This is a genomic window from Amaricoccus sp. W119 (assembly GCF_047275745.1).
In the GTDB taxonomy this organism is placed as follows: domain Bacteria; phylum Pseudomonadota; class Alphaproteobacteria; order Rhodobacterales; family Rhodobacteraceae; genus Amaricoccus.
Genome location: NZ_JBKQWU010000011.1, coordinates 38943 through 60196, shown reverse-complemented (window position 1 = coordinate 60196; position 21254 = coordinate 38943). Strand labels below are relative to the sequence as shown.

18 protein-coding genes are annotated in these 21254 nt (G+C 69.9%); 10 read left to right on the top strand and 8 right to left on the bottom strand.

The features are described 5' to 3' along the window. The first annotated feature begins 8 nt into the window (after window positions 1-8). The 4 genes from ACLJK8_RS08675 to ACLJK8_RS08660 all read left to right on the top strand — a co-directional run bounded on the left by ACLJK8_RS08675 (window position 9) and on the right by ACLJK8_RS08660 (window position 6746). Complete coding sequence (locus ACLJK8_RS08675) at window positions 9-2270, top strand: ATP-binding protein (RefSeq protein ID WP_413149780.1); 2262 nt, start codon at window positions 9-11, stop codon at window positions 2268-2270. A 171-nt stretch (window positions 2271-2441) separates the two neighbouring features. After that, window positions 2442-3506, top strand: coding sequence for a recombinase RecA (gene recA / locus ACLJK8_RS08670; protein ID WP_413149778.1), 1065 nt, complete (start codon window positions 2442-2444; stop codon window positions 3504-3506). 271 nt (window positions 3507-3777) lie between these two features. Next, window positions 3778-6444 (top strand): alanine--tRNA ligase, encoded by a 2667-nt coding sequence (gene alaS / locus ACLJK8_RS08665; RefSeq protein WP_413149777.1) that lies wholly within the window; start codon window positions 3778-3780, stop codon window positions 6442-6444. An 11-nt stretch (window positions 6445-6455) separates the two neighbouring features. Then, window positions 6456-6746, top strand: coding sequence for a DUF1330 domain-containing protein (locus tag ACLJK8_RS08660; RefSeq protein ID WP_413149776.1), 291 nt, complete (start codon window positions 6456-6458; stop codon window positions 6744-6746). Between the two features lie 493 nt (window positions 6747-7239). On the opposite strand, the gene ACLJK8_RS08655 is transcribed toward ACLJK8_RS08660, so the two are convergent. Beyond that, entirely contained in the window at window positions 7240-8451 is a 1212-nt protein-coding gene (locus tag ACLJK8_RS08655) for an NADP-dependent isocitrate dehydrogenase (RefSeq protein ID WP_413149775.1), read from the bottom strand. 187 nt (window positions 8452-8638) lie between these two features. Between ACLJK8_RS08655 and ACLJK8_RS08650 the strand changes: the two genes are divergently transcribed. After that, complete coding sequence (locus ACLJK8_RS08650) at window positions 8639-9388, top strand: RNA methyltransferase (protein ID WP_413149834.1); 750 nt, start codon at window positions 8639-8641, stop codon at window positions 9386-9388. Between the two features lie 47 nt (window positions 9389-9435). Here ACLJK8_RS08650 and ACLJK8_RS08645 read toward each other — a convergent pair whose 3' ends face one another. The 3 genes from ACLJK8_RS08645 to ACLJK8_RS08635 are packed head-to-tail and all read right to left on the bottom strand — an operon-like array spanning window position 9436 to window position 12154. Continuing rightward, window positions 9436-10410, bottom strand: a complete 975-nt coding sequence (locus tag ACLJK8_RS08645) for a site-specific tyrosine recombinase XerD (RefSeq protein WP_413149774.1) — start codon at window positions 10408-10410, stop codon at window positions 9436-9438. 11 nt (window positions 10411-10421) lie between these two features. Beyond that, the gene (locus ACLJK8_RS08640) at window positions 10422-12029 is read right to left on the bottom strand and encodes a hypothetical protein (RefSeq protein WP_413149772.1); all 1608 of its coding nucleotides are present in this window, start codon (window positions 12027-12029) and stop codon (window positions 10422-10424) included. Beyond that, entirely contained in the window at window positions 12026-12154 is a 129-nt protein-coding gene (locus ACLJK8_RS08635; protein WP_413149771.1) for a hypothetical protein, read from the bottom strand. The genes ACLJK8_RS08640 and ACLJK8_RS08635 overlap by 4 nt, the downstream gene beginning before the upstream one ends. Window positions 12155-12315: 161 nt before the next feature. Between ACLJK8_RS08635 and ACLJK8_RS08630 the strand changes: the two genes are divergently transcribed. The 3 genes from ACLJK8_RS08630 to ACLJK8_RS08620 all read left to right on the top strand — a co-directional run bounded on the left by ACLJK8_RS08630 (window position 12316) and on the right by ACLJK8_RS08620 (window position 15315). Beyond that, entirely contained in the window at window positions 12316-12906 is a 591-nt protein-coding gene (locus ACLJK8_RS08630) for a shikimate kinase (protein ID WP_413149770.1), read from the top strand. Next, window positions 12903-14051, top strand: a complete 1149-nt coding sequence (gene aroB / locus ACLJK8_RS08625) for a 3-dehydroquinate synthase (RefSeq protein ID WP_413149769.1) — start codon at window positions 12903-12905, stop codon at window positions 14049-14051. The genes ACLJK8_RS08630 and aroB overlap by 4 nt, the downstream gene beginning before the upstream one ends. A gap of 295 nt (window positions 14052-14346) precedes the next feature. Beyond that, the gene (locus ACLJK8_RS08620) at window positions 14347-15315 is read left to right on the top strand and encodes a MipA/OmpV family protein (RefSeq protein ID WP_413149767.1); all 969 of its coding nucleotides are present in this window, start codon (window positions 14347-14349) and stop codon (window positions 15313-15315) included. Window positions 15316-15364: 49 nt separating this feature from the next. Here the strand turns inward: ACLJK8_RS08620 and ACLJK8_RS08615 are convergent, their stop codons facing one another. After that, window positions 15365-16114, bottom strand: coding sequence for a hypothetical protein (locus tag ACLJK8_RS08615; protein ID WP_413149766.1), 750 nt, complete (start codon window positions 16112-16114; stop codon window positions 15365-15367). A gap of 91 nt (window positions 16115-16205) precedes the next feature. Here ACLJK8_RS08615 and ACLJK8_RS08610 point away from each other — a divergent pair, with 91 nt between their 5' ends. Then, complete coding sequence (locus ACLJK8_RS08610) at window positions 16206-16751, top strand: MarR family winged helix-turn-helix transcriptional regulator (protein ID WP_413149765.1); 546 nt, start codon at window positions 16206-16208, stop codon at window positions 16749-16751. A gap of 48 nt (window positions 16752-16799) precedes the next feature. On the opposite strand, the gene ACLJK8_RS08605 is transcribed toward ACLJK8_RS08610, so the two are convergent. The 3 genes from ACLJK8_RS08605 to secG all read right to left on the bottom strand — a co-directional run bounded on the left by ACLJK8_RS08605 (window position 16800) and on the right by secG (window position 19852). Further along, on the bottom strand, window positions 16800-17237 hold the full coding sequence (locus ACLJK8_RS08605; protein ID WP_413149764.1) for a TerB family tellurite resistance protein: 438 nt from the start codon (window positions 17235-17237) through the stop codon (window positions 16800-16802). 124 nt (window positions 17238-17361) lie between these two features. Further along, complete coding sequence (locus ACLJK8_RS08600) at window positions 17362-19008, bottom strand: CTP synthase (RefSeq protein WP_413149763.1); 1647 nt, start codon at window positions 19006-19008, stop codon at window positions 17362-17364. Between the two features lie 172 nt (window positions 19009-19180). Beyond that, window positions 19181-19852: a preprotein translocase subunit SecG gene (secG, locus tag ACLJK8_RS08595; RefSeq protein WP_413149762.1), complete on the bottom strand. Its 672-nt coding sequence runs from the start codon at window positions 19850-19852 to the stop codon at window positions 19181-19183. A gap of 194 nt (window positions 19853-20046) precedes the next feature. Between secG and ACLJK8_RS08590 the strand changes: the two genes are divergently transcribed. Beyond that, window positions 20047-21252 carry an FAD-dependent monooxygenase gene (locus ACLJK8_RS08590; protein WP_413149761.1) on the top strand — a complete coding sequence of 402 codons (1206 nt, stop codon included), beginning with the start codon at window positions 20047-20049 and terminating at the stop codon, window positions 21250-21252. The last annotated feature ends 2 nt before the right edge of the window (window positions 21253-21254 follow it).

Sequence of the window (21254 nt, the reverse complement as noted above, 5' to 3'; positions counted from 1 at the left end):
ACGATGACGTGCCACGGGACTCCATCGGCGGTTCTCGGACGCCGCACCCCGCGCTCGCGGCGGGGCTGCTGCTGCTCCTGCCCGCCGGGCTGATGCTCGTGCCGGGCCTCGGCCCGGTGCTTCCCGCCGCGCTGGCCGCGGCCGGGCTGGTGGTGGGGGGCTTTCTTCTCGTCATCCGGCTCTCGAGCGCGGTCGCGCGGGCCGACGCGGCCGATACGGCGGGGTTCGACGGTCAGCCTACCGCGGTTTATCTCACGGATCTGGCGGGCCATGTGCGCGGTCGTAACGCCGCGGCGATCGCCCAGGCTGGCGCGGGATCGGGCGCGGGGTCGGGTGCCGCTGGGGCGCCGGGCGACTGGCTGCCGGAGGCGGCCGCGGCGCGCTACCGGCTGATCCGGGAGGCCACGGCGACCGGTGTCGCCCGCCAGGAGGCGGAGGGCCGCCGTCTCGTCGTGACCCGGCATGGACGCGCGCGTCTGCTCTGGCGCGAGCTCGCCCCGGCCGCCGCGGAGGACGGCGGGGACGAGGTTCCGACATCGCTTCCCTGGATACGGATCGACGCCGATGGACGCGTGCTCGCCGCCAATCCCGCGGCGCTCGCGCTCGCCGGCGGATCGCTACCCGCGGGCGTCGGCGACATCGTCGCCGATCCCCCGCTGCGCCACGACGGCGCCCATGCGCTCCGGGCAGGCGGCGCCGTGCGCGCGGTGTTGCTCGGCGAGAGTGACGGCCAGCGCGATGTCCTGCTGAGCCCGCTCGATCCCGAGGCGATCAGCGGGCTGATGCCGGACGACTTCCTCGAGGATCTGCCCGTGGCGGTCGTCCGGATGGAAACATCCGGCCTCCTGTCCTTCGCGAACAAGGCGGCGCGCGCGCTGCTGGGTCCCGCCGCGCGGCCGGGCGTGATGATCGACGGCGTGATGGAGGGGCTCGGCCGGTCGATGGCGGAGCAGGTCGCCGACACGCTGCGCGGCCGGGCGCTCGGGAAACCGGAGGCGGCGCGCGCCGTCGTCGAAGGGCAGGAGATCTTCCTGCAGGTCACGCTGACCCGCGCCGTGCTCGACGGGGTGCCCTCGGTGCTCGCGATCCTCTCGGATGCCACCGAGCTCAGGACGCTGGAGGCGCAGTTCGTGCAGAGCCAGAAGATGCAGGCCGTTGGCCAGCTCGCCGGCGGAGTGGCGCATGATTTCAACAACCTGCTGACCGCGATCAACGGCCACTGCGACCTCCTGCTCATGCGCCACGATGTCGCCGATGTCGAACACGGCGATCTGATGCAGATCCGCCAGAACGCCAATCGCGCCGCCTCGCTGGTGCGCCAATTGCTCGCGTTCTCGCGCAAGCAGACGCTGCGCCCGACGGTCATTCACCTGCAGGACACGCTGAGCGAGCTCAGCCACCTCCTGAACCGCCTGCTGACCGACAAGGTGACGCTCAGGATCGAGCACGGGGCCGATCTCGCCCCGGTCCGCGTGGACGAGCGCCAACTCGAACAGGTGATCATGAACCTCGTCGTCAACGCCCGCGATGCGATGCCCCGCGGCGGCGAGGTGCGCGTGACGACGAGGAACGAGCATTTCGACCAGGATGTGAACCGCGACCGCGCCGCGATCCTGAAGGGCGACTACGTGGTGATCGAGGTCGCCGATTCCGGCATCGGCATCCCGCGCGACCGGCTCAACAAGATCTTCGAACCCTTCTACACGACCAAGCAGGTCGGCGAGGGCACTGGCCTCGGGCTCTCGACGGCCTATGGCATCATCAAGCAGACGGGGGGTTTCATCTTCGCAGAGAGCCCGCCGGGGCAGGGGGCGACCTTCACGATCTACCTCCCGGCCCATGACAGCCGCGACGCCGCGCCCACGCCCGAGATCGAGGCGCCCCGGCCGCGCGACCTGACCGGGCGGGGCCTCGTGCTGCTCGCCGAGGACGAGGATGCCGTCCGGAGTTTCGCCGCGCGCGCGCTCCGGCTGCGCGGCTATACCGTCGTCGAGGCGAGTTCGGGAGAGGAAGCGCTCGAGATCCTGCGCGACGCCGATTTCCACGTCGACATCATGCTCTCGGACGTGATCATGCCGGGTCTCGACGGCCCGGCCTGGGTGCGGGAAGCGATCCGCACGCGTCCCACGGCGAAGGTCATCTTCATGTCGGGCTATGCCGAGGACGCCTTCGTGGGTGGCGACGGCGGCATCCCGGACGCGGCATTCCTCGCCAAGCCCTTCACGTTGCAGGAGTTGACGGAACGGGTGAAGGAGGCGCTCGACGGATGAGGCGCCGACTGGCCCGCCGTTAACCGGCGCCGCGCCGGGCGCTCGGCGCCCCGAGATTCAGTTTGCAATGTTCCCTCTTTGCCCCCATCTTGGCAACATGAGAACATGTGGGGAACATCCCCGTCCGCCGGCGATTGCCGGTCCGGTGCAACTGTGAAATAAGAGGCGGCAATGGCCAGTCAGATTCTGGACTTCAGCGAAAGACGCGGGATGGACAAGCAGAAGGCGCTGGAATCGGCGCTCGCGCAGATCGAGCGCAGTTTCGGCAAGGGCTCGATCATGAAGCTCGGGGCGACGCCGGCGCTGGATATCGAGGCGATTTCCACCGGATCGATCGGGCTCGACATCGCGCTCGGCATCGGCGGCCTGCCCAAGGGCCGCATCGTCGAGATCTACGGGCCGGAAAGCTCGGGCAAGACCACGCTGGCGCTCCACGTCCTCGCCGAGGAGCAGCGCAAGGGCGGCGTCTGCGCCTTCGTCGATGCCGAACATGCGCTCGACCCGGTCTATGCCAAGAAGGTCGGCGTCGATATCGACGAGCTTCTGATCTCGCAGCCCGACACCGGCGAGCAGGCGCTCGAGATCACCGAGACGCTGGTGCGTTCCGGCGCGGTCTCGGTCGTCGTGGTCGATTCCGTCGCCGCGCTGACCCCGAAATCCGAGCTTGAGGGCGACATGGGCGAGGCGCAGGTCGGCGCGCAGGCGCGCCTGATGAGCCAGGCGATGCGCAAGCTCACCTCCGCGATCAGCCGTTCGAACTGCATGGTGATCTTCATCAACCAGATCCGGATGAAGATCGGCGTGATGTTCGGCAGCCCGGAAACCACCTCGGGCGGCAATGCGCTCAAGTTCTACGCCAGCGTCCGGCTCGACATCCGCCGCATCGGCTCGATCAAGGACCGCGACGAGGTCGTCGGCAACACGACCCGCGTGAAGGTGGTCAAGAACAAGGTCGCGCCGCCGTTCCGCCAGGTCGAGTTCGACATCATGTATGGCGAGGGGATCTCGAAACGCGGCGAGCTCATCGATCTCGGCGTCAAGGCCGGCGTCGTCGAGAAATCCGGCGCCTGGTATTCCTTCGGCGATCAGCGCATCGGCCAGGGCCGCGAGAATGCGAAGCAGTTCCTGAAGGACAACCCCGACATCTCCTGGCAGATCGAGGACAAGCTCCGCGCCGCCCACGGCCTCGATTTCGGCATGACCACCGAGGAACAGGCCGAGGTGGTGGAGGACTGAGGCGAAGCGACGCCGTCGCGGGAAAGGGGGCGGGAGGCTCGCCCCCATTCGCAAACCACGGCGGTGCGCGGCCGGGGGCAACGGTAGGGGTTCGGTTCCCGGAGCGGTGTTCCGAGTCACTCCTCCCCGGAGCCGGCGCGCAGCGGTGATCCCCGGCGCCCATCGCCTCGAAGACGGCCGAGGGATGCGATGGACTCCGCCGCGCGGGAAGGCTAACCGTGGCGGTCACGGGCGGCATCCGCGCCGCGCCCATCCTGCTTGCGAGAAACCGATGGCCAGCCTGAACGAAATCCGCTCCACGTTTCTGGACTATTTCCGGCGGAACGATCACCGCGTCGTCGCCTCTTCACCGCTCGTTCCGCGCAACGATCCGACGCTCATGTTCACGAATTCGGGCATGGTCCAGTTCAAGAACCTGTTCACCGGGGTCGAGCATCGCGACTATGCCCGGGCCGCGACCAGCCAGAAATGCGTGCGCGCCGGCGGCAAGCACAACGATCTCGACAATGTCGGCTACACGGCGCGGCACCATACCTTCTTCGAAATGCTCGGAAATTTCTCCTTCGGCGATTATTTCAAGGAACAGGCGATCCCGCATGCCTGGGAACTGCTGACCAAGGATTTCGGCCTGCCGAAGGACAAGCTGCTCGTCACCATCTATCACGATGACGAGGAGGCGGCGGTGCTCTGGAAGAAGGTCGCGGGCCTCCCCGATGACCGGATCATCCGGATCGCGACCTCGGACAACTTTTGGATGATGGGTCCGACCGGCCCCTGCGGCCCCTGCTCCGAGATCTTCTTCGACCACGGGCCGGACATCTGGGGCGGCCCTCCGGGCAGCCCTGACGAGGACGGCGATCGGTTCATCGAGATCTGGAATCTCGTCTTCATGCAGTTCGAGCAGCACGAGGACGAGAGCCGGACGCCGCTGCCGCGGCCGTCGATCGACACCGGCATGGGGCTCGAGCGGATCGGCGCGGTGCTGCAGGGCAAGCACGACAATTACGACACCGACCTCATGCGCGCGCTGATCGAGGCCTCGGCGCATGCGACCTCGTCGGACCCCGACGGCCCGGGCAAGACGCATCACCGGGTGATCGCCGACCATCTTCGTTCGACCTCCTTCCTGATCGCGGATGGCGTGATGCCCTCGAACGAGGGCCGCGGCTATGTGCTGCGCCGGATCATGCGCCGGGCGATGCGCCACGCGCATCTGATCGGGGCGCAGGACCCGGTCATGCACCGTCTGGTGCCCGCGCTCGTCGGCGAGATGGGCGCGGCCTTCCCCGAGCTCGGCCGCGCACAGGCGCTGATCGAGGAAACGCTGCTGAACGAGGAGACCCGCTTCAAGGCGACCCTCGACCGCGGCCTCAGGCTTCTCGACGATGAACTGTCGCGGCTTCCCGAGGGCGACGAACTGCCCGGCGAGACCGCCTTCAAGCTCTACGATACCTACGGCTTCCCCCTCGACCTGACGCAGGATGCGCTGCGCGAGCAGGGCCGCGCCGTCGACGTGCCCGGCTTCGAGGCGGCGATGGCCGAGCAGAAGCGCAAGGCCCGCGCGGCCTGGACCGGTTCGGGCGAGGCGGCGGACGAGGCGATCTGGTTCGAACTCGGCGAGAAGCTCGGCGGGACGGAGTTCCTTGGCTATGACACCGAGGCCGCCGAGGGCCAGATCCTCGCGATCGTCCGCGACGGCGAGACGGTCGGCTCGGTCCAGGCTGGCGACAGCGCGCAGATCATCCTGAACCAGACGCCGTTCTACGGTGAATCGGGCGGCCAGGTCGGCGATACGGGTAGGCTCACGACGGATGGTGCGACGGTGACGATCACCGACGTGCGCAAGAAGCTCGGCCTCTATGTCCACTACGGCAAGGTCGAGGCGGGGGACCTGGTTCCTGGCGTCCCGGCCGTCCTCACGGTGGACCATGACCGCCGGACGGCGATCCGGGCCAATCATTCCGCGACGCATCTCCTGCACGAGGCTCTGCGGCGCGAACTCGGCGACCATGTGGCGCAGCGGGGCAGTCTCGTCGCGCCCGACCGTCTGCGCTTCGATTTCAGCCATGCGAAGGGGATGTCGGCCGACGAGCTCGCCCGGGTCGAAAGCGAGGTCAACGACTACATCCGCCAGAACACCGCCGTCGAGACCCGCGTCATGACGCCCGCCGGCGCGCAGGATCTCGGGGCCCGGGCGCTCTTCGGCGAGAAGTATGGCGACGAGGTGCGGGTCGTCTCGATGGGGAAGGCAGCGGGCTCCGGCGTGGGCGCGGCTGGCGATACCTATTCGCTCGAACTCTGCGGCGGCACGCATGTCGGCCGCACAGGTGACATCGGCGCGTTCAAGATTCTGAGCGAGGGTGCGAGCGCCGGCGGAACCCGTCGGGTCGAGGCGCTGACCGGCGCCGGCGCGCTCGCGCATGTCGCTGCTCAGGACGCGGCGCTGCGTGAGACCGCCGGGCTCTTGCGCGCGCGGCCGGAGGAAGTCGCGGAGCGGGTGCGCGCGCTCCTTGACGAGCGCAAGGCGCAGGCCTCCGAACTCGCGGAGCTGCGGCGCAAGCTCGCGCTCTCGGGCGGGACGGGCGTTGGTCCGGCCGAGGAAGGGCCCGAGGAGGTGGGTGGCGTGCCCTTCCTCGCGCGCACGCTCTCGGGCGTCTCCGGCAAGGATCTGCGCGGGCTGATCGACGAGCACAAGACCCGGCTCGGCTCGGGCGTGGTGCTGCTCGTCGCCGACACCGGCGACAAGGCCGCGGTCGCGGCCGGGGTCACGCCCGATCTCACGACCCGGGTGTCAGCGGTCGATCTGGTTCGCGCGGCGGCGGAGGCGCTTGGCGGAAAGGGCGGCGGCGGCCGACCCGACATGGCGCAGGCGGGCGGCGCCGATGCGACCCGCGCGCCGGAAGCGATCGCGGCCGCCCGCGCATTGCTCGAAACCTGACGGAGAGTACCATGCCTGCTTACTGGATCGCCCATGTCAGCGTCACCGACGAGGCGGCCTATGGCGAATATGCCCGGCGCGCCGGTCCCGCGATCGAGGCGAGCGGCGGCCGTTTCCTCGCCCGCGGCGGCCGCCGCAGGCAGCTCGAGGGTGAAGATCGGCCGCGCAACGTGGTGATCGTCTTCGATACGCTGGAGGCGGCCGAGGCCTGCTATCACTCGCCTGGGTACCAGGAAGCCCTGGCCTTCGCGAAGGACGCCTCGGTGCGCGAGCTCGTGATCGTCGAGGGTCTTCCGGAGTAACGCTTGGGCGGAACCCGGTGGCGCGGCCCGGCGGATTGGGGCCGTCCCTGAGCGATGCCCGCGCACCGCGGCCGTCGCTACGATCCCGCGAGCGCGGCGCAAATTCCAGTGGCGCGCCGGGATGCCGGTGTCCACGCTCGGCTCGGCTCGGCTCGGCTCGGCTCAGCGCGTTGCTGGATGAGGCTTTGGCATCGGCGTCACGGCTTCACCGCCGCGATGTCCGTAGGGAACAGGATCGGAGGGCGGTCGGGCGACCGCGAAGGGTTCCGGTCCCGCGGCGCCGGCCAGAACAGTCGTGCCCCGCGCGAGATTGGCGGTCCCGCCCGGGGCGAGCCGGGTTGGCCGATGAGATCACGCAGTCAGGTACAACTGACGCGGGGCGAGCCAGTCGCCAGATCGCCTTCGCCCGACGATTTCAACACCAGCCTGTCGTGTCCCCGGAACATCGTCCGGCGCCCGGAGGCGCCGAACGGTTCCGGGCGCGTCCGCGATGTCAGGCGAGCGCCTTGTTCAGGTTCTCGTCGACCTTCTCGAGGAAGCCCGTCGTCGTCAGCCACTTCTGGTCCGGGCCGACGAGGAGCGCGAGGTCCTTGGTCATGAAGCCCGATTCCACCGTGTCGACGACGACCTTGTCGAGCGTCTCGGCGAAGTTCAGCAGTTCCGCGTTGTCGTCGAGCTTCGCCCGGTGCTTCAGGCCGCCCGTCCAGGCGTAGATCGAGGCGACCGAGTTGGTCGAGGTCTCGTTGCCCTTCTGATGCTCGCGGTAGTGCCGCGTGACGGTACCATGCGCGGCTTCGGCCTCGACCGTCTTGCCATCGGGCGTCATCAGGACCGAAGTCATGAGGCCGAGGGAGCCGAAGCCCTGGGCGACGGTATCCGACTGCACGTCGCCGTCGTAGTTCTTGCAGGCCCAGACGTAGCCGCCCGACCACTTCAGCGCCGCAGCGACCATGTCGTCGATCAGCCGGTGCTCGTAGGTGATGCCCTTCGCCTTGAACTTGTCGGCGAATTCCTCTTCGTAGACCTTCTGGAACAGATCCTTGAAGCGCCCGTCATAGGCTTTCAGGATCGTGTTCTTGGTCGAGAGGTAGAGCGGCCAGCCGAGGTTCAGCGAGTAGTTCATCGAGGCGCGGGCGAAGTCGATGATCGACTGGTCGAGATTGTACATCGCCATCGTGACACCGGAGCCCGGCGCATTGAACACCTCGCGCTCGATGGTCTCGCCGTCCTCGCCCACGAACTTGATCGTGAGCTTGCCCTTTCCGGGGAAGCGGAAATCGGTGGCGCGGTACTGGTCGCCGAAGGCGTGACGGCCGACGACGATCGGCTTGGTCCAGCCGGGGACGAGGCGCGGGACGTTCTTGCAGATGATCGGCTGGCGGAAGATCACGCCGCCGAGGATGTTGCGGATCGTGCCGTTCGGCGAGCGGTACATCTCCTTCAGGCCGAATTCCTCGACCCGCGCCTCGTCGGGGGTGATGGTCGCGCATTTGACGCCGACGCCGTACTCCTTGATGGCATTGGCCGCGTCGACCGTGATCTGGTCGCTGGTGCGGTCACGCTCCTCGATGCCGAGGTCGTAATACTTCAGGTCGATGTCGAGATAGGGGAGGATGAGCTTCTTCTTGATGAAGTCCCAGATGATCCGGGTCATCTCGTCGCCGTCGAGTTCGACGACCGGGTTGGCGACTTTGATCTTGCTCATGAAGCTATCCTTCCGGGGTTTCGGTACGCGTCAATCCTTCGCTGCCTAGCCCATAACGCGGCGCAAGAAAAGACGGTATACCGTCGCATACCTCATTCCGTGGCGACCTTGCCGGATGCCGCTCCAGCGCGTATCACCGCCACCGGCGAGAGGGAGCGACGGCGTGAGCGAAACCGACGAGAGCAAGATGAGCGCGGCGCCCGGCGCGGGACCGGTCTTCGTGCTGGTCGCGCCGCAAATGGGCGAGAACATTGGCGCCGCCGCGCGGGCGATGTGGAACTTCGGGCTCGACCGGATGCGGCTCGTCGCGCCGCGCGACGGCTGGCCCAATCCGAAGGCCGAGGCGATGGCGAGCGGGGCGGCGCGGGTGCTCGACCGGGTCGGGGTCTTCGAGACCACCAATGCCGCCTGCGCCGATCTCTCCTTCGTCTTCGCGACCACCGCGCGGGAGCGGGCGCTGACGCGCACCGTGATGACACCGGCGCGGGCGATGGCGGAGGCGCGGGCGATGATCGCGGCGGGCGAGCGCGTGGGCGTGCTCTTCGGGCCCGAGCGCGCCGGGCTCGAGAACAGCGATATCGTGCGGTCGAACGCGGTCATCACCGTGCCGGTGAACCCGGAATTCGCCTCGCTCAACCTCGGCCAGACCGCGCTGCTCATCGCCTATGAATGGATGCGCCAGGCCGATGCGACGCCGCCCGCGACCTATGCGCTCGCCGGGACCGAACGGGCGACGCGGGTGGAGGTGGAGAAGTTCCTCGAGCATCTGGTGGGCCGGCTCGACGCGGTTGGCTTCTTCTTCCCCGAGCACAAGCGGCCGAACATGGTCGCGAACCTTGAGAACCTGTTTCGCCGCGCGCCGCTGACGGACGCGGACATCCGCACGCTCCATGGCATCGTGCGGGCGCTCGCGGTGAAGGTGCCCGGCCGAAAATGAACGCCGCGAGTGATCGCCAAAAGTGATCGGCGCCGCGCGGCGCGGGATCAGTCCGCCTCCTCGGACGGGACCGGGTCGCGCGCCTCGGCCTTGTCCGGCTCCTTCGCGAGCGGATGGTGCTCCAGCACCAGTTCGCGCATCCGCGTCTCGAGGATATGGGTATAGACCTCGGTCGTCGCGATGCTGGCATGGCCGAGAAGCATCTGGATCACGCGCAGATCCGCGCCATTGGCGAGAAGATGCGTCGCGAAGGAATGCCGCAGCGCATGGGGCGACACCGCCGCCGGGTCGAGGCCCGCGGCCCGGGCGAGATCCTTCAGGCGCACGAAGAAGGTCTCGCGCCCGAGATGGCCAAGCTTGCCCCGGGCGGGGAACAGGAACGGGGACCCCGCGCGGTGGCTCCGCGCGGCCTGCGCCGCGTCGGCGGCGTCGCGGAGTTCCAGCCATGCCGTGATGGCTTCCCGCGCGGGTGGCGAGAGCGGCACCATCCGTTCCTTGCCGCCCTTGCCGCGGACGAGGATCATCCGGGGGTCTCCCCGGACCGCCGCGACCGGCAGCGACACGAGTTCGGTCACCCGCAGGCCCGTCGCATAGAGCAGTTGCAGCAGGCAGATGTCGCGCCGCCGCTGCGGCTCGTCCCGGGCGAAGCGGTCCGCCGCTTCGATGAGCCGGTCGATCGCATCCTCGTCGAGCTGCCGAGGCAGGGCGCGGGCGCGCTTCGGCCCCTTGACCGGCGCCGCCGGATCGTCCGGGCGCCAGCCCTCGAGATAGGCGAAGCGATAGAGCTGCCGGATCGCGGAGAGCCGGCGCGCGCGCGTCGCCCGCGCCATGCCGCGGGCTTCGAGATCGACGATATAGGCTTCGATCTCGGCACGCCCGGCCGAGGTGAGATCCCGCTCCCGCCCGGTGAGGAACGCGGTGAAATCCTCGATGTCGCGGGCATAGGAGAGGACGGTGTTGCGCGCCGCGTCGCGCTCTGCCTGGATGGCTTCGAGAAAGCGCGGCAGCCAGGTCTGTGACATCCGCGCCTCCCTCAGCCCGCCGGCCGCGCCAGCAGCGTCTGCAGCGCGATCTGGCGCGCGACCGCTTCCTCACCGGCGGCGCGAAGCCCGAACAGCGCCGCGCGGAGCGAGGCCGGGTCGGTGTCGGCTCCGGCGAGGACGAGATCGAGCGATTCGAGGATCGCGCCGCCGATCTTCCCGGACTCGGCGAGATCGGCGAGCCGGGATTCGCGATCGTCGAGGGGAGCCTTCTCCGTCAGCCCGGCGCGCGCCGCGCTGAGCCGTTCGGGCGGCGACGGGGCGGGCCCGGTGCCCCCGGCGCTCCGGGTGCCGGCGTTCCCCGTGGCTTCCCCGGTGGCGCGTCCGGCGGCGAGCCCGACCAGCGCGGCGAGCCGCGGGTCTCCGAGGCCGCTGGCCGCTTCCGCCGCGGCTTCGGTCTCGCCGCCAAGCAGCAGCAGTTCGACGAGCCGCGCCCGCGCGGCCTCCGAAAGCACCGACGGGTTGGTGACGCGGAGCGCGCCGGCATAACCCTCGGCTAGCGCGACGCGCAGGCCCCGCGCGCTCAGGGCATCGTCCGCCGCGATCAGCGCCTCGTCGACCGCGTCCGCGTAGCCCTGGTCCAGCGCCGCGTCCAGCGCCTGAACCGCGCGTGCCCGGTCCCAGACCCCGCCGGAAGCCGCGGGCTCGCCGCCGCGATAGGCGTCGAGAAGGCCGGGCGCCGGGAGCGATCCGGCGAGCCAGAGCCGCTCCGAGGCGTCGATCCGTGCCCGCATCGGCGCGTGTTCGGCGAGATCGCCGCGCAGGAAGGCGAGCGGCAGCGGCCCGGGCGGCCGGGGCAGGCCGACGGCCTCGCGCAGCAGGAAATCGAGCGGCGTCAGCGGATCGGGGACTGGCGGGTCGGGCTCCTCCTCGAAGAGCACCGGGTCGAGGAATCGCGCCAGCAGATGCTCCTGCGCCTCTGAGATCGAGCCGACGCCACCGCCCAGCGTGAGCGTGATCTCCGCCGCGTTCCAGTCGCCGCCCCGCGCGAGGCAGAAGACCCGCGCGGGCAGCGTCGGCGAGAGCGAGGGATTGCCCTTCAGCGCCTCGCAGGGCGGTTCGGCGCGGTCGAGCAACAGGCCGAGGTCGAACCAGCGCCGGAAGAGTTCCGGCGAATTCGGCCCCGCCGCCTCGACCAGCGCTTCCGCCTCGTCGAGCGCGCCCATGCCGAGCAAACGGTCGATCCGTGCGATGAGAAGCGACGAACTGCCGTCGGAACCCGGTGGAGGGTCCGCCTCGGCGAGCAGCACCTCGCGGAACAGCCCGATCGCGGCGGGCACGCCCGCGCCGCCCTTGTCGAGCACCATGTTCCGTGCCTCGGCGACGGGCGGCCCGCCCCAGAGGTCGCGCGGGAAACCGGTCCGGGCCGGCGTGAGCAGGCCGACCGCGTCGCGGCTGATGTCGCCGAGCGGCACGACGGTGATCGCGTCCGGATCGGCCGGGTCCATCGGCGCGTCGCCGCGGGCGGGTGGCGGCGGGGCGCCGGTCATGATGCTCTCGGAGAGCCAGGGGATGGCCGAGCGCGGCTCCTGCGCGGCCGCGGGGCCGAGCGTGAGAGCCCCGCAGGCGATGAGGACGAGGCGCGCGCCGCGAGGGTTCACTTCGACGTCACCGGCAGTTCGACCGGTTCGCTCGGGGCCGGCAGGTCGGAGAAGACCGCGTAGGCCACGATGCCGATCGCACCGAGAACAAGGAGGCTGAGCACCGCCTTCATCAATAGTCGCATGTCACCTGCTCGGTCGCGCGGCTGTCCCGCCGCTTGTTCCGTCGCCTGTTCCGCCGCCAGATCCGCCATGGAAACCGGAAGATCCCGATCGGCGCGGCTCCCATGGACAATAGACCGGGCAAGACGCTACAGCAATTGCGATGATCGAAGGGACGGATCTGTTGCAGGAGCTGAGTACGGATATCCCGCGGCTGCGCCGGCCGCTCGTTCTGGTCGGACTGATGGGCGCGGGCAAGACGAGCGTGGGCAAGCGGCTCGCCCACCTGCTCGGCGTCGGATTCATCGATTCGGACGCGGAGATCGAGCGCGCCGCCGGCATGGCGATCTCCGAGATCTTCGCCCGGCTGGGCGAGCCCGCGTTCCGCGACGGCGAGCGGCGGGTGATCGCGCGGCTGCTGGCGGAACGGCCCGGTGTGCTTGCGACCGGCGGCGGCGCCTTCATCGAGCCGCGCACGCGGGAGGCGATCGCCGGGCTCGCCACCTCGGTCTGGATTCGCGCCGAGCTCGACCTGCTCTGGGACCGCGTCCGCGACCGACCCGGTCGGCCGCTCCTGCAGGCGCCGAACCCGAGGGGCGTTCTGGGCGACCTGCTCGACAAGCGCTACCCGATCTACGCCGAGGCCGATGTCACCGTCGACAGCCGCCCGGGCGTCACGCAGGAATGGATGGCGCGGGAAATCGTGCGCGCCGTCCGGGCATGGGACGCGGGCCGCGCCGGGCGCCCCGCGACCTTCGAGGAGCGCGCGCAATGAGCTTGCCAGTCGAACCGACCAGGATCGGGAGCGTCGAGACGGTGCGGGTGCCGCTCGGCGCGCGCGCCTATGACATCCGGATCGGCGCGGATCTGCTCGACACGGCGGGGGAAGCGATCGCGCCGCTGCTGCGCCGACCCCGGGTCGCGATCCTGACCGAGGAACGCGTCGCGGCGCTGCATCTCGACCGGCTGACCGCGGCGCTCGACGGCGCGGGGATCGAGAGCGCGGCGCTCGCATTGCCGGCGGGCGAGGGAACCAAGGGCTGGCCGGGGCTCGAGCGCGCGGTCGAATGGCTGATCGCGCGCGAAGTGGCGCGGGACGATCTCGTGATCGCCTTCGGCGGCGGGGTGATCGGCGATCTCGGCGGCTTCGCGGCGGCGGTCCTGCGCCGGGGCGTCGGCTTCGTCCAGATCCCGACGACGCTGCTCGCGCAGGTGGATTCCTCGGTGGGCGGCAAGACGGGGATCAATTCCGGGCAGGGCAAGAACCTGATCGGCGCCTTCCATCAGCCGCGCCTCGTGCTCGCGGATATCGCGCTGCTCGGCACCCTGCCGCCGCGGGATCTGCTCGCGGGCTACGGCGAGGTGGTGAAATACGGCCTGCTCGGCGACGCGGGATTCTTCGGCTGGCTGGAAGCCAACGGCCCGGCGCTCGCGGCGGGCGACGGGGCGGCCCGCGCCCATGCCGTGCGGCGCTCCTGCGAGATGAAGGCCGAGATCGTCGCGCGGGACGAGACGGAGCAGGGCGACCGCGCGCTTCTGAACCTCGGCCATACCTTCGGCCATGCGCTGGAAGCGGCGACGGGCTATTCCGACCGGCTGTTGCACGGCGAGGGGGTGGCGATCGGCTGCCTGCTCGCCTTCACGCTCTCCGCGCGTCTCGGTCTCTGCCCGCAGGAGGCGCCGAGCCGGGTCGCCGCGCATCTCGAACGGATGGGCATGAAACGCGATCTGGCCGACATCCCCGGCGAGCTTCCCGACGCCGAGGCGCTCGTCGCGCTGATGGGCCAGGACAAGAAGGTCCGCGACGGCCGGATCGCCTTCATTCTCGCCCGCGACATCGGCGCGGCCTTCGTCTCGCGCGACGTCGATCTCGCCGATGTGCGCGGCTTGCTCGCCGAGGCGCTGGCGCGGCGGCGCTGAGCCTCCCCGGACCGGGCGAGAGGCGGGACGAGTCGGGTCCCGTTGGAGATGGTCCATGTTTTTTCGTTGCTTCGTGGCAGGACGCTTGCGTGAACACGGCACGGCAACCATACGTTGTCAAACGACCTTCGCCGATTCGCGCCGGATTCCGCCGCGCGGTGGAGGCGGAGCGCCGGGGCCGGCGAACGTGCATGGACTGACCTGGGGGGGACGCGACGGGATGCGGCTTCGGACTTTTCCCGCCGAGACGACGAGGATGAGAAGCCAGTCGAGCCGAGGTCTGTTGGGGGGCTTGATGCGAGGTCCGAGGCGTTGCCGGACGCGCGCCTCAACTCGGGCATCGATTCTGGCCGCCTGCGCGCTCCTCGCCTCCACCGTCTCCGCGCAGGAGCCCGCCGCCCCCGTCGTCGGGACACTCCAGCAGGGCATCCGCGAGATCCCCTCCGCCGCCGCGAGCCCGCAACTCGGTGGGCCGCTCGAAGCGGTGACGGAGCCGATCGCGGCGGCGCGGCCCGGTGTCCTGCCGGCCTTCATCTACGGCAATGGCGTCTTCGACGCGGAGACCCCGGATATGGTGATGACGCTGCGCGGCGGCGTGCGGTTCTCTCCCGCCTATTTCGGCTCGAGCACGATCCGCACCGGCCCCGACGTCGGCCTTCGCATCGACCATCTCGAACTTCCGGGCGGGCTCTCGCTCGGCTCGAACTCCACGGTCGGCTTCCTGCGCGGCTTCGGCCCCAGACTCTCCGCGCGCTACATCCGGCGACGGAACTCGGACGGCTACGACGAGATCCGCGGGCTCGACGACGTGCCCTTCGCCCTCGAACTCGGGGTCGGCCTCGGTTACGAACGGCGCAACTACCGCGCCTTCGCCGATGTGCGCTACGGGGCGATCGGTCATGATGCCTGGGTCAGCGACGTGGGCGCGGATGCGATCAGCTATCCCTACGAGGGCCTGACGCTGACGCTCGGACCGCGCGTCTCCTTCGGATCGCAGAAATTCATGGACACCTATTTCGGGATCGAGCCCGACGAGTCGCAGGCCTCCGGCCTCGCCGAGTTCCAGCCGGAACCGGGGATCTACGGCGCCGGCATGGAGCTTGGCGCGCGCTATCTCTTCAACGAACGCTGGGGCATCGAGGGCGCGGCGCGCTGGACCCGGCTCATGAACTCCGCGGCGGATTCGCCGATCGTCACCAATGGCGCCAGCGACCAGTACATGGTCCGCTTCGACATCTCGCGCCGCATCAGCCTGGATTTCTGACGCGGGCCGCGCGCGGGGGCGGTCCACCGCCCTCGCGTTGCCGATCCCGCTACTCGATCCGGCCCGGCAGGCTGAGGTCGCCGGATGCGACGTCGAAGACATCGGTGACGCAGAGCAGCGGCGCATGGATATTGGCGTTGACCCGCAGCGCCGAGGTCACGCCGTCGTAGGAGGTGCCGGAGGTCTCGACGGTGGAGGCGAAGGGAACCGTCACCGCGATCTCCGGGCCGTCGAATCGCGGCGTGTAGCCGGGGCTGTCGAGAAAGATCGGGAGGCCCGGCCAGGTCGCCGGCATGGCCGGCGTCTCGCCCTCCGGTATGTCGCGCACGCCAAGCGCGCCGTCGCCGCAGCCCTCCGTGGGCGTGAGCACCACCCAATGGCTGTGCCACTTCGTGCCGTCATTGGCGGGATCGCCGTCCGCGTCCTCGTCGAACCAGGGCGTGTCGTCGAAATCGGGATGGCTGGTGGCGGCGAGGGCGAGGATGCCGGTCCCGCCCTCGAAGCCGACCGAGGACGGGTCGAGCGATGTCGGCCAGACATAGGAAAGGACCGGCGCGCCGCCGGTCTCGCCCACCGCTTCGGGGATGTCGGCGCCCGCGACGCCGTTGGTGGTCATGTGAAACGTGACGAGCCGGCCGTCGCGGTGGGCATGCGCGGCCAGAATGTCGAACGAGGCGGTGATCGCCCCGTCGGCGGGCGATTTCACCGCGCCGTCCTCATCCACCGCGTGATTGCCATCGGCCAGCGTGGCGCCGGCGCTCAGGGCGAGCGCGGCGAGCGTGAAAGTGATCCTGATCATCATCCGATCCTCCATTGTCGCGGCCGCGTCGCCAGAATAGTAGCGAGTCGCTATTATTGCAAGATGGTTTCGAGTCGAATACATAAGGGGGATGGACCGCGCCGACCGGATACGCCTGCTCATCAACCGTCACGCACGGCTCGACGCCGCGCTCATGCGTTCGCCGCGGCTGAACGCGGCGCAGGTGATCGCGCTCGACTATCTGGCCAATGCGAACCGGTTCTCGCGGTCGCCCTCGCATGTCGCCGAGTATCTCGGCACCACCCGGGGGACCATGTCGCAGACGCTGAAATCGCTGGAAGCGAAGGGATATGTCACCGAGGAACGCTTGCCCGACGACAGGCGATCGATCCGCTATCAGGTGACCGAGGCGGGACGCGAGGCACTGCGGATGAGCAATGTCGAGCAGTCCGCGCTCACCGCCTTGCCGGATGCCGATCTGGCAAGCCTGGAGCGCCTGCTGTCACACTGGCTCGTCCATCGCGTCGAGCGGACGGGGACGAGGATGTTCGGGATCTGCCGTGACTGCCGGCATCACGATCCTCAGCCGAATGGCCGCCGGTATTGCCGCCTGCTCAGGATCGAACTGACGCGCGAGGAAGCGGAGCAGCTTTGCCACGAGCACGCGCCAGCCTGACGACCCGTCAGTCGGTAACGGTGATCGCTGACCGCGCCCCGGCCCCGATCAGCCCCGTTCCGCCCTCTGCCGCGCGAGCGCGCTCTCCTGGTCCGAGACGCCGAGCAGATTGGCGACGAGCCTGAGGAACCCGCGTTCGTCCGCGTCGATCCCATCCGCGATCGCCACGCGCCAGAGGGTTTCCACGACCCAGACACGTTCCTCGTAGGGCACGTCCTCCTTCACCACCCGGGTGAACTGCACGGTGTCATGCGCCATCGACTCGGCGCGTTCCGCCTCGCGGCGCAGCGACGCGGCTTGCTCAGGCGGCAGGCGGTAGTGGTCGGCGAGAAGCGCGTCGATCCGGGCGCGCTCGGGGTCGGAATACCGCTCGTCGCTGCGCGCCACGCGGACCATCAGCGCCGCCATCGCGACGCGGGCGTCCTCGGGGCCGAGCCGGCGCGCATCGGCGGTGGCGTTCAGGCGGCGGAGCAGGTCTGCGAACATCGGCGTCTCGTCTCGGGAAAGGCTCCGCCCGAGCAGAACGCCGAAGCGCGGCGAAGACAAGAAAAGTCGCCGTGAACCGCGAGACGGGCCCTGACCCCCGGAGGCTCGCGTCCGAGGCGACGCGTCACACCAGGCGCGACTGGTCGACGGCCGCGCGGATGAAATCGGCGAAGAGCGGGTGCGGATCGAAGGGTTTCGACTTCAACTCCGGGTGGAACTGCGTGCCGATATACCACGGATGCCCCGGGATCTCGACGATCTCGGGCAGCCGGCCATCGGGCGAGACGCCGGAGAAGCGCAGCCCGGCATCCTCCAGCTTCTCGCGGTACGTGATATCGACCTCGTAGCGGTGGCGGTGCCGCTCGGAGATTCCGGTCGCGCCGTAGATCCCGGCCACCTGGCTTCCATCCGCGAGCACCGCGTCATAGGCGCCGAGCCGCATGGTCCCGCCCTTGTCGTCGGTCACCTCGCGCTGGATCGTCCGGTTGCCCTCGACCCATTCCTTGAGGTGGTAGATGACGGGCGTGAACCGGCGCTGGCCCGCCTCGTGATCGAATTCCTCGGAACCAGCGTTCTGAACCCCGAGCAGGTCGCGCGAGGCCTCGATCACCGCCATCTGCATGCCGAGGCAGATGCCGAGATAGGGTACCTCGCGCTCGCGGGCGAAACGGGCGGCGTGGATCATCCCCTCGGTGCCGCGCACGCCGAAGCCGCCGGGAACGAGGATGGCGTGGAAATCCTCGAGCAGCGGCGGGATCTCCTCGTCCTTCTCGAACAGCTCGGAATCGAGCCATTGGGTATGGACCTTCACCCGGTTCGCGATCCCGCCGTGCGTGAGCGCCTCGGCGATGGATTTGTAGGCATCGCCGAGCTGGGTGTACTTGCCGACGATGGCGACCTTCACCTCGCCCTCGGGATTGTGGATGCGATCGACCACATCTTCCCATTTCGAGAGGTTGGGCCGGGGCGCCGGCGCGATGCCGAAGGCGTCGAGCACCGCCTGGTCGAGTCCTTCGCGGTGATAGGCGAGCGGCGCCTCGTAGATCGACTTCAGGTCCTGCGCCGCGATCACGGCGTCGGGCCGCACGTTGCAGAAGAGCGCGAGCTTCTCACGCTCCTTCTTCGGGATCGGCCCTTCGGAGCGGCAGACGAGCACGTCGGGGGCGATGCCGATGGCGCGAAGCTCCTTGACCGAATGCTGCGTCGGCTTGGTCTTGAGCTCTCCCGAGGCCGCGATATAGGGGAGCAGCGTCAGATGCATGTAGATGCACTGACCGCGCGGGCGCTCCTGGCCGAACTGGCGGATCGCCTCGAAGAAGGGCAGGCCCTCGATATCGCCGACCGTTCCGCCGATCTCGCAGAGCATGAAATCGACCTCTTCCTCACCGATGCGAAGGAAGTCCTTGATTTCGTTCGTGACGTGCGGAATCACCTGGATCGTCTTGCCGAGGTAGTCGCCCCGGCGCTCCTTCTCCAGCACGTTGGAGTAGATCCGGCCGGAGGAGACGGAATCGGTCCTGCGCGCGGCGACGCCGGTGAAGCGTTCGTAGTGGCCGAGGTCGAGGTCGGTCTCCGCGCCATCGTCGGTCACGAAGACCTCGCCATGTTCGAAGGGCGACATCGTGCCCGGATCGACGTTGAGATAGGGGTCGAGCTTGCGCAGGCGAACGGAATAGCCGCGCGCCTGCAGAAGCGCGCCGAGCGCGGCGGATGCGAGGCCCTTGCCAAGCGAGGAGACCACACCGCCGGTGATGAATACGTATCGCGCCATGGAGATGCAGTTCCCGTGTCTTCGCTTCAGTCGTCTCGGTGGAGGATGAAGCCGCGCCTCACGGGACCTCATCCATAGTGGAACCCCGCCGTCCCCACAAGGGGCCCGGCGCCGGTTCCTGTGTTCGTGGAGTGAGACCCGCTGTCGCGGGGTCTCCGAAAACCCCCGGCCGTTACTGCGACGGCGGAGGTGCCGTGTCTTCGCCAGCCGGCGCCGGCGCGGCGTCGGGCGCCGGAACCGAAGGCGCCGGGACCGCGGATTCCGGAGCGGCGGGTTCCGGAGCGGAGGGCGCCGCGGCGTCGGGTGCCGAAGTTGGCGATTCCGGAGAGGACGGCGCCGGAGTCGACGGTTCAGGGGTGGACGGTGCCGAGGTGGACGGCGCCGGAGCCGCTGGCGCGGACGACGCGGGCGGGGAAGCGGGCGCCGGCGGCGTGGCGGGCGCGGGCGCCTCGGGGGTGGGCGACGGCGCGGTCTCGCCGGGGGCCGACGACTCCGCCGGCGCGGGCGGCGGCGCGATATCCGGCGCGGGCATGCTCGGCGCCGGGGCGGGAACCGCCGGTTCCTCCGAGGCCGGCGGGCCGTCCACGCCGAGACGGTCGAGCACCGAGCCCGAGCCACCCTCGCGGGCGGAGAGGATGGTGAGCGTGATGCTCGTCACCACGAAGGCCGCCCCGATGAGCCAGGTGAGCTTGGAGAGCGCGGTCGCGGCGCCCCGGCCGGTCATCAGTCCGCCGCCCCCGCCGCCGCCGATCCCGAGGCCGCCGCCTTCGGAACGTTGCAGCAGCACCACGACGATCAGGGCGATCGCGAGAATGAGGTGGACGGTCAGGATGATGTTCTGCATCGCGCGGGCCTTCGAGCTCCGGGTCCGGGACCCTCTCCATAAGCGCGCGCTTCTAGCGGAGCGCCGGGGGAATGTCGAATGTGAATTGAACGCCCGGCGCAGGTCGGCGCGCGCATCCGGGCTCGCGGACGGATGGCCTTGGCGTCCGGCGCGACGGGGCCTAGGGTGCGCGCGAACGGGCGGGGAGCGCGGGGATGGACGCGATCGACACGGATATTCTCATCGCCGGCGGCGGCGTCGCCGGGCTGAGCGCCACGGCGATCCTCGCGTCGCGCGGCTTCTCGGTTCTCTGCGCCGATCCCGCGCCGCCGGTCACATCGGCCGAGGCGGCGGGGGCGGATCTTCGCTCCACGGCCTTCCTCGGCCCCTCCGTCGCGCTCCTGCGCGACTGCGGGCTGTGGGACCGGCTCGAAGCCGAGGCGGCACCTCTGCGCGTCATGCGGATCGTCGACGCGGGCGAGGATGGCGCGCCGCGCCGCGTCGCCGATTTCGACGCGGCGGAGATCGGGTCCGATGCCTTCGGCTACAACCTCCCGAACTGGCTCATCCGGCGCGAAATGGTCGCGCATATCGGAGGCATGCGAGGCGCGCGGCTCCGTGCGCCGGCGCGGATCACCGGCATCGTCCCGCGCGGCGATCGCGCGGTGGCACGTTTCGGCGACGGGACCGGGGTTTCGGCGCGTCTCGTGATCGCCGCCGATGGCCGGGACAGCGGCCTCCGCGAAGCGGCGGGGATCGGCGCGCGCCGCTGGGGCTACGGTCAGAAGGGGCTCGTCTTCGTCGTCCGGCACGAAAGGCCGCACGAGGGCGTCTCGACCGAGGTTCACCTCAGCGGCGGCCCCTTCACGCTGGTCCCTCTGCCCGGCCGGGAGGGGGCGCACCGCTCCGCCGTCGTCTGGATGGAACGCGGGCCCCGCGCGCTCCACCTCGCGGCGATGCCGGAGGCGGAGTTCGAGGCGGCGGCCAATGCGCGGTCGGCGGGCGTCCTCGGTCGCCTGACGCTCGAAGGCCGGCGCGCGGTCTGGCCGATCGTGGCGCAGATCGCCGACCGGCTCGACGCGCCCCGGATGGCGCTGATCGCCGAGGCCGCCCATGTCGTGCCCCCGATCGGCGCGCAGGGGCTCAACATGAGCCTCCGCGACATCGGAGCGCTCGCGGATCTGCTGGTCGAAGCGCGGGCGGCGGGCCGCGACATCGGGGCGCCCGAGGTGCTGGCCCGCTATCACCGCGCCCGCCACGCCAAGGTATTGGCGCGCATTCTCGGCGTCGACGCGCTGAACCGCGCCGCGATGACCGGTGCCGGGCCGCTGCGAGGGCTGCGTGGGCTCGGGCTCGGCGTATTGAGCGGAACGACGCCACTGCGCCGCGCGGCGATGCGCCTAGGGCTCGGCGCCGAGTAGGG

What these genes read in the sequence shown, in the direction of transcription:
- recA (WP_413149778.1), top strand. Translation starts at nt 2,442, where the DNA reads ATGGCCAGTCAGATTCTGGACTTCAGCGAAAGACGCGGGATGGACAAG.
- alaS (WP_413149777.1), top strand. Translation starts at nt 3,778, where the DNA reads ATGGCCAGCCTGAACGAAATCCGCTCCACGTTTCTGGACTATTTCCGG.
- ACLJK8_RS08660 (WP_413149776.1), top strand. Translation starts at nt 6,456, where the DNA reads ATGCCTGCTTACTGGATCGCCCATGTCAGCGTCACCGACGAGGCGGCC.
- ACLJK8_RS08655 (WP_413149775.1), bottom strand. Translation starts at nt 8,451, where the DNA reads ATGAGCAAGATCAAAGTCGCCAACCCGGTCGTCGAACTCGACGGCGAC.
- ACLJK8_RS08650 (WP_413149834.1), top strand. Translation starts at nt 8,639, where the DNA reads ATGAGCGCGGCGCCCGGCGCGGGACCGGTCTTCGTGCTGGTCGCGCCG.
- ACLJK8_RS08645 (WP_413149774.1), bottom strand. Translation starts at nt 10,410, where the DNA reads ATGTCACAGACCTGGCTGCCGCGCTTTCTCGAAGCCATCCAGGCAGAG.
- ACLJK8_RS08635 (WP_413149771.1), bottom strand. Translation starts at nt 12,154, where the DNA reads ATGCGACTATTGATGAAGGCGGTGCTCAGCCTCCTTGTTCTCGGTGCG.
- aroB (WP_413149769.1), top strand. Translation starts at nt 12,903, where the DNA reads ATGAGCTTGCCAGTCGAACCGACCAGGATCGGGAGCGTCGAGACGGTG.
- ACLJK8_RS08620 (WP_413149767.1), top strand. Translation starts at nt 14,347, where the DNA reads ATGCGAGGTCCGAGGCGTTGCCGGACGCGCGCCTCAACTCGGGCATCG.
- ACLJK8_RS08615 (WP_413149766.1), bottom strand. Translation starts at nt 16,114, where the DNA reads ATGATCAGGATCACTTTCACGCTCGCCGCGCTCGCCCTGAGCGCCGGC.
- ACLJK8_RS08610 (WP_413149765.1), top strand. Translation starts at nt 16,206, where the DNA reads ATGGACCGCGCCGACCGGATACGCCTGCTCATCAACCGTCACGCACGG.
- ACLJK8_RS08605 (WP_413149764.1), bottom strand. Translation starts at nt 17,237, where the DNA reads ATGTTCGCAGACCTGCTCCGCCGCCTGAACGCCACCGCCGATGCGCGC.
- ACLJK8_RS08600 (WP_413149763.1), bottom strand. Translation starts at nt 19,008, where the DNA reads ATGGCGCGATACGTATTCATCACCGGCGGTGTGGTCTCCTCGCTTGGC.
- secG (WP_413149762.1), bottom strand. Translation starts at nt 19,852, where the DNA reads ATGCAGAACATCATCCTGACCGTCCACCTCATTCTCGCGATCGCCCTG.
- ACLJK8_RS08590 (WP_413149761.1), top strand. Translation starts at nt 20,047, where the DNA reads ATGGACGCGATCGACACGGATATTCTCATCGCCGGCGGCGGCGTCGCC.